This is a genomic window from Bacillus cereus group sp. Bc061, from assembly GCF_027715825.1.
GTDB lineage: Bacteria > Bacillota > Bacilli > Bacillales > Bacillaceae_G > Bacillus_A > Bacillus_A paranthracis.
In genome coordinates this window covers 1,521,743-1,534,190 of the sequence record NZ_JAQFTZ010000001.1, presented here as the reverse complement: position 1 = coordinate 1,534,190, position 12,448 = coordinate 1,521,743, and the positions used below count along the sequence as shown (strand labels likewise).

Sequence of the window (12,448 nt, the reverse complement as noted above, 5' to 3'; positions counted from 1 at the left end):
TGTCTCTTAGGTGGATTGCTATATTACTATCAAGATAATATTTTGAATAATCCTCAAAACAAAGAAATGTTTTTGTCAGAAAACGATAAAATCTTATTAATTTTTATAATTAGTAGAATTTTTATAGAAATAATCCTCTTAATATATTAAAATAACATCGTATTATGTAAGATTTTAATTATTAGGGGAGAGAAATTTTATGTTGAAAAAAATCATTCCAGTTGCTTTAGCATTAAGTACAGTTACTTTTACTAGTGTATTCGCTGTGCCTTCAGCCCAAGCAAGTACAGAATCAAACCGCTACATAGATGTGCAAATGCTCGGGATTAACGATTTTCATGGGCAACTAGACACAGTAAAAAAAATTAACAATAAAGATGCAGGGGGAATCGAGTACTTAGGGGCTTATTTACGCGATCGTGAAAAACAAAATCCGAATACATTAAAAGTACATGCTGGCGATGTTGTTGGAGCAAGTACTCCTGTTTCAGCATTATTACAAGACGAACCTACCATTGAATTTCTAAATGATTTGAAATTCGATGTTGGAACAATAGGAAATCATGAATTTGATGAAGGTGTTGAAGAAATGAACCGCCTTATTTATGGTGGATACCATGAGAAAACAGGGAAATTTAAAGGAGCAAAATTCCCATATGTTGCCGCAAATTTCTATAATAAATCCACTGGTCGTTTATTTTTACCACCATTCACTATAAAAAAGGTACAAGGAGTTCCTGTTGGATTTATCGGAGTCGTAACAACGGATGTGCCTAACCTTGTTATGCCTACTATGCTAAAGAATGTAGAAATTACAGATGAAGTTGAAGCTATTAACAAATCCGTAAAGCAATTAAAAAAACTAGGCGTTAAATCTATCGTTGTTCTTGCACATAACGGGGGGACAACAGATGGGAACGGCGTAACAAATGGTGATATCGTCCGATTAGCAAATGAGACTGATCCAGAAGTCGATGTTATTTTTGGTGGGCATAGCCACACTTATGTAAATGGAACTGTTAATAATAAACTTGTCGTACAAGCAAATTCTTACGGTATGGCTTTTGCTGATGTTGATGTAAAGATTGATCGTAAAACACAAGATATTGTTGAGAAAAAAGCAGAAATTGTTACAACTTACCATGAAGGCATGGAGCCTGATAAAAAAATAAAGAAGAAGATGGAGAAATATCAAGCAAAAATCGCACCTCTTGTTAATGAAGTTGTAGGTAAGTCTATTGCTCCACTAGATCGCAAACTAAATACAGCTGGTGAGTCTACTCTTGGAAATTTAGTTGCTGATGCCCAGCGTGCAACAATGCAATCTCAAATTGCACTTATGAATCCTGGTGGTATTCGTAATGACTTAGATGCTGGTGATATTACATGGGGAGAGATATATGGTATTCAACCATTCGGAAATCAATTAATAAAAGTAAATTTAACGGGTCAAGACATTCGTGATATTTTAAATCAACAATGGCAAAAAGACATAACAAGAATGCTTCAAATTTCAGGGATCCAATACACTTGGGATGCAAACAAACCTAATGGAGAAAAAGTAACAAGTATGCGCCTAACAAATGGAGAAGAAATTATCCCTTCAAAAACTTATAGCGTCGTTGCGAACGCATTTCTAGCTTCAGGTGGAGATGGATTTGTATCCTTTAAAAACGGTAAAGATGCTGAAACAGGACCAACTGATTTTGAAGCATTAGTAGATTACATAAAAAAATCAAAAGAACCAATTCAGTCTATTATTGATGGAAGAATTCAAAAAATAAATTAGGTTTTTATTAATCTCAAAAAATAGATTACCTATGCACTATACTTTTTCGTGTGCAGGTAATCTATTTTTTTGATTTGAAATAGAGTTTTACCGTGGCTAATAGGTATACCGTCTAGATGCAGAATGCCGAAAAAAATGAAATTCGTATAATTGCTAATTCATCCGTAACTATCATTGTTTTGTTTGATAGCAATGGAGTACGGCCACACATCCATCAACTTAAGAGTTGGGACTATTCTAGAGATTAAAAGCACGTTAGCATTTTCTTAATTAATGGGAAAGAGTGACATACTTTTTAGGAATATGCATAAAAAACAAGGGGTGTCATTATTTGCCGAAGATTTATCTCAATAAAAGTCTCCCAATACACTTAATCAATTCACTAAATTAGAGTTGAGTTTTTGGTAAGAAGGGAGCCATATGTTTCGAACGAAATGTAGAAATTTCTATAATAGTTTCCTTCAGTTTCTTATCTAGCTTGAGTGCATCTGGGAGTAGTATCGCCTATCAAATTAAGACCATAGACAAGATGAACTTTCGTCTATTAGAACTGAAATATTCTTAATATAGAGGCATACTAGATTATGATGTTTTTCCGTAACAAATATAGTTAAAAATTTCAGGTTTAGAGAGAATTATAAAGGGTATACATACAATATAAAGAGTTGATTGGAGATGAATTTTATGGTTTCAAATTACAGCAAATTTTATGGTGAATGAGTCTATAAAATTTGTATTCTTACTTTAAATAAAAAGGGGGTTAGTATACATGAATAAATGGTTAATAAATAAAAAAATCCTATTTATTTTGTAAACGAGGGGCGTGTGGAAAATGAAAAATATGAAACGCAAGCTAGGAACCTTTGCACTCACAATGACTGGGATTGGCTCGATTTTAGGGTCTGGCTGGTTATTTGGTGCATGGAAGGCTGCTAAAATATCAGGAGGGGCCGCTATCTTTTCTTGGCTCTTAGGAATGATTGTAATATTATTTATTGCCTTACCATATAGCGAGTTAGGAGCTATGATTCCGGAGGCTGGCGGAATGGTAAAATATACCCAATACTCACATGGAGATTTCGTAGGATTTATTGCTGCATGGGCGAATTGGATAGCCATCGTCTCAGTTATTCCAGTTGAGGCTATAGCCTCAATACAATATATGAGTTCATGGCCTTGGGAGTGGGCAAGTTGGGCCAAGGATTTAGTAGACAATGGGATGTTGACTTCAAAAGGTCTTGCAGCTGCTTCTTTACTTATTATTATATATTTCTTTTTAAACTATTGGACTGTTAGTCTATTTGCAAAAGTAAATTCTTTAATTACTATATTCAAAATCATAATTCCTGGTCTTACAATTGGTGCATTGCTATTCGTTGGATTTCATGGAGAAAACTTTACTAGTCATCAGGACTTTCATGTATCTAATTGGTCAAATGTATTAACGGCTATGGCAACATCCGGTGTTATTTTTGCATTCAATGGTTTTCAGAGTCCAATTAATATGGCTGGTGAAGCAAAGAACCCAGGGAAATCCATTCCTCGGGCAGTTGTAGGATCTATTTTAATTTCAACTATAATATATGTATTATTACAAATTGCGTTTATCGGCGCTGTAAATCCTAATATGATAATTAACGGATGGTCAAATTTAAATTTCAATTCACCATTTGCTGATTTAGCAATAGCACTAAATATTAATTGGTTAGTTATTGTATTATATTTAGATGCTTTTGTATCCCCTTCTGGTACAGGTACTACTTATATGGCAACCACATCACGCATGCTGTACGGAATGGAGAAGAATGGATATTTCCCTAAAGTTTTTGGGAAATTACATCCTACATATGGTGTGCCTAGATTTGCCATGATGTTTAATTTAATGATTTGTTTTGTTTTTTTATTTTTATTTAAAGGATGGGGTGTTTTAGCTGAAGTGATTTCAGTAGCTACATTAATTTCATATGTTACTGGACCAATAACAGTAATGACTCTGAGAAAAACTGCACCTAATTTTCATCGTCCTTTCTATATAAAGGGATTAAACATTATCGCACCTTTAGGGTTCATTTTTGCATCATTAACATTATATTGGGCAAGGTGGCCATTAACAGGAGAAGTAATGTTTATTATACTTATGGGCTTACCTATATATTTTTATTATCAATTAAAAACAAAATGGGTTGGATTTAAGAAGAATTTTTTAGCTGGATTATGGATTGTGGGGTATTTATTATTTATGATTTGTATATCGTACATTGGAAGTGAAAAATTTGGTGGGTTAAATATTATAACTTATGGATGGGATATGGTACTTATTTCAATTGTTTCATTTCTATTTTATAGATGGGCTATAAATAGTGGATTTAAAACAAAAGATCTACAGGTAGCACAGAAGATTAATGGTAGAATTAGTTGAATAATATACATAAATTAGAAAAAATGATTTATCATGTGCTGGAGGTCAATCCGAATGGCATGGACTACCGTTGCTAAATAGTATGGACATGGAATTTAATGAGTATACGTAATAATAGCAAACAATAATAGTGGAAGCCGTAACGAATTATTAGTTCGTGATGCTGAAAGTGCAATCGATCAAATGAAATATAAAATCGCACAAAATTTCAATATATAACTTGATGGTCGATTCACTCGCTAATTATATAGTGTATGGATTAGAAGGAGGGATTATAATCTCTCCTTTTTTAATGGGAAAAATCTATGCTCAAATGGTTTTCAAGAAATTTTAAGTAAAAGTACAAACTACTCTTCTGGATAGAAAGAACTGAGCTAATAGTTAGAAATTCATTATTTTGATAAGAACATATTTAATAATAAAAAGTAGTTAGCAAAAGCTAACTACTCGGTAACCAATTTGTTCTAAAACAGGTTAGTTATATTTTGGACACATCTTTAAAAAAATATACAACATAACTAAAAACAGTAATCTATGTTAATTGCTCTAACAAATAAAGCAAAAAGGGTCTAATATTAATTATTAAGTATTCACGATGTTAAAAACATAACAAAAGACATGTTTTATACCAATTTCGCTTCCTAATTGTTTATTACATTTAATAATATAAATAATTTTATTAAAATAAATGATGCAACGCAAATTAATTTAACTGCCGTAGATGTTGAAGAGTTAACTTGAAGGGGTAGGGAAGCTGTTTACTATTGCTTAGAAGAAATATCAGAATAGGTTTTTATAAGGGAAAAGCTTCATTTCGTTTATATCAAAATTTTTGGGGGAAAGAGATAAATGGTAGAAAGAATGAATAGATAAACAAATTCTCAAAAATCATTATTACGTAGGGGGAAATCTATGGATAAGATAATAACGTTAATTTAAAAATTTCTTTTTTTATTTTTAACGTATTATTCTCGGAATAACATAATTCCTCCAAATAAAAGGGGAAATCAAATGTGAAATCATCGATAGATAGTATTCAAAAAAGTAAAAAATTAAAAAATCAAGAAAAGGGAGAGAGAGCAACATGGAAATCAATGTCTATGTTTCTAGTTCCCTTGCTTTTAAGTAACATATTACAATCAGTTGGACAATTATTTGGTATGGTGGTAGTTGGACGATGGCTTGGTGTGAATGAATTAGCTGCCATTTCAGCATTTTTTCCATTATTCTTTTTACTTGTTTCGTTTGTAATTGGGATTGGATCGGGTAGTTCGATTTTAATTGGTCAGGCATTTGGAGCCCGTAATGAAGATCGTTTAAAAGCCATTGTTGGTACGACGTTAACATTTACCTTTATAATAGGCGTTATTTTGGCAATAGCGGGAAATGTATTTGCTCTGAACATTATGCGTTTTATGGGTACGCCAGAGAATATAATTGATATGAGTGTGCATTATGCGCGTATTTTATTTATTTCTATGCCAGTTTTATTTCTATATTTCTCCTATACAACGTTTATACGAGGTACAGGAGATTCTAAGACACCGTTTTATTTCTTAATTGTTAGTACAGTCTTAAATATAATTCTATTACCTATTCTAATTTTTGGTTGGCTAGGAATACCCAAACTTGGTGTGTACGGAGCTGCCTATGCTTCTGTTATCTCGACCGTTGTAACATTTATTGTTATGCTTATGTATTTGAAGAAGAAGAATCATCCACTGCAATTAGATGAGACTGTACGGAAATATCTTCGTATGGATTGGGATTTATTAAAACTATTATTACGCCTTGGAATTCCAGCGAGTATTAATATGATTCTCGTTTCGTTATCTGAGATTGCGGTAATCGCATTTGTGAATCGTTTCGGTTCTGATGCGACTGCTGCATATGGGGTTGTAAACCAGGTTGCAAGTTATGTTCAGATGCCTGCGGTTAGTCTTGGAATTACGGTATCTATTTTTGCTGCGCAATCTATTGGTGGGAAACAATTTAACCGATTAGAGGAAGTTATTCGTGCTGGAATTATTATGAATTATATAATTGGTGGTATATTAATTGCTTTTATTTACTTGTTTTCAAGAGAAATCTTATCATTATTCTTAACGAACACGAATACAGTTGAAATTGCGCATAGTTTGGTGATGATTACACTATGGAGTTACTTAATTTTCGGTCATGCTCAAATTATTGGTGCGACAATGCGAGCAAGTGGAACTGTATTATGGCCCACTATTATCGGTGTCGTATCAATATGGCTTGTAGAAGTCCCTGTTGCTTATTATCTTTCTTATCATACAAATCTTGGTATAAAAGGAATATGGATTGGATATCCAGCAGCATTTATTGCAAGTTTACTTTTGCAATATGGATATTATAAACTTTCATGGAAGAAGAAACGAATTTCAAGACTTGTTAGTTAGAATAGAAGGTGAAAAATGATATTCTCTTATAAGTTGTCAGTTTTAGGAGTATGACTATAACATCATCAAACGAATAAAACCGAGTTACCCTCAAACGGGAGTATGTTGGTTGTAATTGTAAATTCAATTTCATCCTTTCATAGTTATCTTTAGAAGTTCAACTCAATTTTTCATGTTGGGGAAGAATATATTTCTTGAATTAATAGGAATAGGACAGATTATATTTCGATTTGAGATTACGGACAATAAGGAGTTAAAAAAGTCAAAACAGCTACATGCTATGTAGCTGTTTTGGCTTACATAAATTTAATTAGTAACCAGAGTCTTCTGAAGTAAGGTTATCTATCATTTTATAATCGTATTTTTGTAATGGTTTCTCAGCAGGCCCTTCAAGTACTTCTCCTGTATATGAGAATCGCGAACCATGGCACGGACAATCCCAAGAACGTTCTCCATTGTTCCATTCAACTTCACATCCAATATGGGTACAAGTTGTATCTACAATATGAAGCTTACCTTCTGCATCTTTATAAGCTCCTTTTCTATGTCCATCAATATCAACGACAGCCCCTTCATCGTTAGATAAATCACGAATACATTTTTGTGGAATCTCTAACTTTCCTTTAATTAAGTGACCAACAACATTGGCATTTTCGACTAAGAAGTTCTTTAAACTTGGATTCATATGGAAACGGGAGGGAGTATATAATTCCCGAAATTTGTTCTTTTCTTTTAATATGATATCTCGGAATAAAAGAGCAGCTGCAGTTCCATTAGTCATACCCCATTTTCTGTATCCAGTGGCAATTAATATGTTTTTTTGATCAGATGTGATTTCACCGATATAAGGAATTTTGTCTAGTGTAATTAAATCTTGGGCTGACCAACGATATGCAATTTTTTCAAGTCCAAAAACTTGTTGGCCAAATATTTCCAAGGCCTCATAATGCTTTAGTGTTTCTCCACCCTGTCCTGTTTTATGACTTTCTCCAGAGATAAGAATAAATTCTTCTCCATTAATTGTTGTGGAACGGAGAGAACGTGTCGGTTCATCTACACTAATATACATACCACCTGGATAATCTGTTCTTGTCTTAGCGGCAATTATATAAGAGCGGTCTGCATGCATTCTTGTAGAGTAAAGTCCTGCACCTTCATAAAAAGGGAAATGGGAACAAGAGAGAATATACTTCCCTGTAATTTGAGCTCCTCCACGGGTAAGAACCACAGGTTGCTCGCCTGTTTTTATATTTACTGCTGTGGTATTTTCAAAGATGTATCCACCTTTTTCTGTAATTATATTTGAAAGATGGGCTAAATATTTAAGTGGATGGAATTGTGCCTGATTTCTCATAACAAGTGCATTATGTATTTTTAAATCAATAGGAAGTTTGTTTACAAGCTCACCTTCAATATGAAGCTCTTTATAAGCTTCTGCTTCTTTTTCTAACTTATATGCATATTCTTCTGTTGTGGCATACAGATAAGCATCTTGTTGAGTGAAATCGCAATCGATTTGATGTTTATTAATTGTAGTTTGAATGAATTTTAAAGCATCGATGTTTGCTTCGTAATACAATCTTGCGGTAGTTCTTCCGGTATATCTGATAAGCTCTTCATAAATCATATCATGTTGAGCAGTAATTTTAGCTGTCGTATGTCCAGTCGTTCCATTTAATAATTTGTCTGCCTCTATAACAGCGACTTTTAGACCTTCATTTACTAAAAGATAGGCAGAAGTAATGCCAGTAATTCCTCCTCCTACAATAATAACATCGACCTGCATGTCATTTTCTAAGGAAGGGTATTTTGGTAAATCGATACTGCTCGTCCAATAAGATTCGACATTATGGGGTAATATTCCATCGTAATTATTGTTATTTGTCACTATAAATCCTCCATCCAATGGTTTATAGATCTATTATTTCCATTTATTAGATAGGTAAACTTTGAGTTTAGAAAACAGCAAATTGTGGTTGGATGGCATGTTCAATTTAGATGTAATTTTGTGTGAATAAAAGTAATTTGTCTATAGCAAATATCTTTAATTAACTATCATGTTCAGAAGGATAAAAAGTAGAAGATCTACATGGTGAAACAAGATACTTCTTGTGTTTGCTTTATAACTCGGAGGGTATTTCTTCTCTATTCTAGACATTGTGTTGCCCTTAAATAAAGTTTAATCAAATTAATACTACATAATCTTGATAAACAATCATAGAAAAGAGTGTGTTTTGAAAAAGGTAAATCAAAACACGCTCTTAATACTTTCAGTTGTTTTATTCTTTTATAAAAAAGTTTGATCATTTCCTATCTGCATGACTACACTATTAGATTCTTTTCTTTAATAAGTTTAAAAGTTAATGTGGAGAATTCAAATGCTCATAAAGAATACTTAGCTAACTGTTCACCCCAAGATGATAATTCAGTTTCAATAAATCCTACTTTTTTATATAAAAATTTAGCTGTAAAGTTTTCAGGAGCATATCCAATCATTATTATAGAAATGTTTGCGTTATTATTTCTTCTTATCTCATCAATAACTAGATGTATAGCTTGCTTACCTATACCTTTCCCTTGAAATTTTTTATCAATCATAAGTCTATAAATCCAATAATTATTATCATCAGAATCTATCCCAAACATAGTAAATCCTATCATTGTTTCATCAAGATAAATACCTTTTGCATAGAAATCATCCAGAAATTGAACTTCTGCGATAGAATAAAGGTTGGATGCAATCAATGTTTGTTGTTCTTTTTTAACAGATAATCTAATTGCTTCTTCCCAATTATTTTTGTCAATTGGCTTTAAATAAATTTTTTTCAATCTGATACTCTCCTTCTAATATTAAAGGGGAACCATGTAGTTTATGTGCTATTGGAACGTTATCCCCTTATTTTTTCGCCCAACCAAATAGAAATAATTTCTCATCGACAACGCCTCCTTAAAGGTATAGTTAAAAACACTATACTCAATATAATTATATTCTTTCCTCTATATTTTTTTGAAGACCTTATTATCCATATCCAATTTCACTGTTAACTTAGTAACGGTTATTCCATTAAATGGATCTTTAACGGAATAGTTTATTGTCATTTAACGGTTCCTTAATTGCTCTTTCACTATCAGAAGATGTTTTTTTCATTATAAATATGCCCTTTATATCATCAAAAAGGGGAGATAAGGTACAATCATAATTCTAAATAACTGTTAATATAGCGATATTTGATACATTTTGACACATTTAAAATGATTAAGGTTTCTTCAAAAAAGTGCTCTTTTTAACTTTTAAACCTTATCTCAAGCTTAAAATTGTTTTGGATTATGAAAAATGTATCTTTAATAGCAACATGTTTTTTATATTAGTTAATTGCGTTTGATATACTGCTTTGGCTCAGTGCAACGGATAATGGATTCAATTAAAGGGTATTATCAAAAAGAATACTATAAAACAAAACAATTTCAGAAATAGATAAGGGGTGAACAAGTGGTGGAAAACATGATAAATGAGGATAACTTTGGTTTACAAAGGCAACCTTCTCAAAAAACGGTTGGTCAATATTTATTCGATTGTTTAAAATTGGAGGGAATTACCGAGATTTTTGGTATTGCAGGGGACTATAATTTTACACTTCTTGATACTTTAGAGTGTTATAAAGGTATCCGCTTTATAGAAGGGCGGAACGAACTAAACGCGGGCTATTCTGCAGATGGCTATGCAAGAATTAAAGGGATGTCCGCACTTATTACAACTTTTGGAGTTGGAGAACTCAGCGCTTGTAATGCTATAGCTGGGGCTAATAGTGAGCATGTACCAATCATTTATATAGTGGGTGCGCCTCCCGAAAATGATCAAAAAGAGCATAAGCTGATGCATCACACTTTAATGGATGGGAATTTTGATGTTTTTCGCAACATGTATGAGCAAATTACTGCATACAGCGCGGTGCTTACGCCTGAAAACGCTAAAATTGAAATTCCAGCCGCAATTCAAATTGCTAAAGAAAAGAAAAAGCTTGTATATCTTGTTGTGGCCGATGATTTAGTGACCAAGCCGATTAAAAATCGTGTAGAGCCAACAGAAGAGCGCTCAACATCTAATTTAAAAACCCTTCATGCTGCGGTCAATCATGTCCATAAGCTACTAGATCGTGCGCATCGACCAGTTATACTGGTGGATATAAAAACCATGCGTTTCGGTCTTCAAGCGGCTGTTCAACAACTGGCAGACACCATGAATGTTCCTGTTGCAACGATGATGTACGGAAAGGGAGGATTCGACGAAAACCATCCAAATTATGTGGGAATGTACTTGGGATCTTTTGGAGATTCTGAAGTTCAAAGTAAGGTAGAAAATGCAGATTGTATCATCGCAATTGGTATGGTATTAGCGGATACTAATACTGCAAGTTTTACTGCAAAACTAAACCAGCTGATAACCGTCAATATTCAACCGGATATGGTTAAAATTGCTGAGGCAGAGTATCCGAATGTTTTTGCAACTGACATGTTACTCGCACTACAGAATGTGGGTTATAAGGGACAAGGTTTGGTAGAAAAAATGTCATTCCCTTACGACCAATTAAATACTAACACCGATGCCCCTCTAATAGCAGCGAACTATTATCCACGTTTTCAGCAGATGCTGAAAGAGGAAGACATTGTAGTTGTCGAGACCGGTACATTCTATTACGGAATGGCAGAGGTGAGACTACCGAGCGATGTAGTATATATTGGGCAAGGTGGTTGGCAGTCCATCGGTTACGCAACCCCCTCGGCGTTCGGTGCTATTATGGCTGTGCCTGAACGCCGAGTGTTTCTGTTTACAGGGGATGGAGCCTTACAACTGACAGCTCAAGAAATCAGCACCATGCTTTATTATGGATGCAAGCCTATAATTTTTGTCTTAAACAATGATGGTTATACGATTGAAAAATATTTGAATGTAAAAACAAAAAATCAAAAGTACAACAAAATTCCTCAATGGTCTTATACCAAGCTAGCAGAAGTTTTTGGAGGCGATGCGCTTACAGCTACAGTCCGTACCTACGGAGAGCTTGATCAGGCGATAAAACAAGATGAAATAGAAAGTACTGAAAAACTTTGTATTATTGAAATGATTGTAAAAGATCCAATGGATGCATCTAGATATATGAAAAAGATGCGCAATTATATGGAAAAGCAGGAAATGCAGCGTACTCAGCCAATAGTCTTGAATAGACCGGGAAGATAAGTCTAATTTTTTTGATAGGAATTATGCAGTAGATAACTCGTTTCCTCACGAATATACAATTCTATTTTTGGGATTTGTTTTTCATTTTGTTTGTTCGGAAAAAGACTGGATGCGTATGGACTATACTTGTATTCTTTGTAGCTATTTCTCGTATCTAAGTAGGAGTTCATTATCCTTTCGATGGCGTAACAGAAGTTCTAATAGCACTATTTTCGTATTGGGTAACATCCAAAATCACACTTATTAAACAATTGCTTAATCTGTACGGAAAAATAGAGCAGAATGTAATATCCTCTAAAAACAAATGGAAAAACTTTTGATTATGCAACACAATAAAAAAGATTACATATACTAATGAGTATTTTGTTTCAATATCGTCTATATTAAAGAGCGCTTTTAAAAGTGCTCTTTAATTCTTAAATAAGAATTTTGTTTAATTTTATTAGTTGACCAAGAAATATAGACAAATTTATCAGGAGTGTTAGTGTAAATGTACTTGAAGAGATGATGTTCTAAAAAATGTTAACAATAATTGGGATTTTTTAGTGGTGATTTATTTATTGATTCTATTTATATAAAAA

The 12,448-nt window shown here is 33.3% G+C and carries 6 protein-coding genes and 2 pseudogenes; 6 read left to right on the top strand and 2 right to left on the bottom strand.

Translation table 11 applies throughout. The features are described 5' to 3' along the window. Positions 1-199: 199 nt before the first annotated feature. The 4 genes and pseudogenes from PDQ40_RS08040 (at position 200) to PDQ40_RS08025 (ending at position 6,631) form a co-directional block, all read left to right on the top strand. Positions 200-1,789 carry a bifunctional metallophosphatase/5'-nucleotidase gene (locus PDQ40_RS08040; protein ID WP_270691336.1) on the top strand — a complete coding sequence of 530 codons (1,590 nt, stop codon included), beginning with the start codon at positions 200-202 and terminating at the stop codon, positions 1,787-1,789. A gap of 832 nt (positions 1,790-2,621) precedes the next feature. Then, positions 2,622-4,208: an APC family permease gene (locus tag PDQ40_RS08035; protein WP_270691335.1), complete on the top strand. Its 1,587-nt coding sequence runs from the start codon at positions 2,622-2,624 to the stop codon at positions 4,206-4,208. Between the two features lie 114 nt (positions 4,209-4,322). Further along, positions 4,323-4,424: pseudogene (locus PDQ40_RS08030) on the top strand (small, acid-soluble spore protein, alpha/beta type); the annotation flags it as partial. Positions 4,425-5,302: 878 nt separating this feature from the next. Next, positions 5,303-6,631, top strand: a complete 1,329-nt coding sequence (locus tag PDQ40_RS08025) for an MATE family efflux transporter (RefSeq protein ID WP_218952603.1) — start codon at positions 5,303-5,305, stop codon at positions 6,629-6,631. 310 nt (positions 6,632-6,941) lie between these two features. Here the strand turns inward: PDQ40_RS08025 and PDQ40_RS08020 are convergent, their stop codons facing one another. Together PDQ40_RS08020 and PDQ40_RS08015 are read right to left on the bottom strand one after the other, a co-directional pair. Then, entirely contained in the window at positions 6,942-8,519 is a 1,578-nt protein-coding gene (locus PDQ40_RS08020) for an FAD-dependent oxidoreductase (RefSeq protein WP_000183835.1), read from the bottom strand. Positions 8,520-9,013: 494 nt separating this feature from the next. Continuing rightward, the gene (locus PDQ40_RS08015; protein WP_000725628.1) at positions 9,014-9,460 is read right to left on the bottom strand and encodes a GNAT family N-acetyltransferase; all 447 of its coding nucleotides are present in this window, start codon (positions 9,458-9,460) and stop codon (positions 9,014-9,016) included. A 664-nt stretch (positions 9,461-10,124) separates the two neighbouring features. Between PDQ40_RS08015 and PDQ40_RS08010 the strand changes: the two genes are divergently transcribed. Both PDQ40_RS08010 and PDQ40_RS08005 read left to right on the top strand, forming a co-directional pair. Next, entirely contained in the window at positions 10,125-11,867 is a 1,743-nt protein-coding gene (locus tag PDQ40_RS08010) for an alpha-keto acid decarboxylase family protein (RefSeq protein WP_025991644.1), read from the top strand. 19 nt (positions 11,868-11,886) lie between these two features. Next, positions 11,887-12,187: pseudogene (locus PDQ40_RS08005) on the top strand (phosphatase PAP2 family protein); the annotation flags it as partial. Between the last annotated feature and the right edge of the window lie 261 nt (positions 12,188-12,448).

Coding starts and splice junctions, on each gene's coding strand:
- PDQ40_RS08040 (WP_270691336.1), top strand. CDS start 200: ATGTTGAAAAAAATCATTCCAGTTGCTTTAGCATTAAGTACAGTTACT.
- PDQ40_RS08025 (WP_218952603.1), top strand. CDS start 5,303: ATGTCTATGTTTCTAGTTCCCTTGCTTTTAAGTAACATATTACAATCA.
- PDQ40_RS08035 (WP_270691335.1), top strand. CDS start 2,622: ATGAAAAATATGAAACGCAAGCTAGGAACCTTTGCACTCACAATGACT.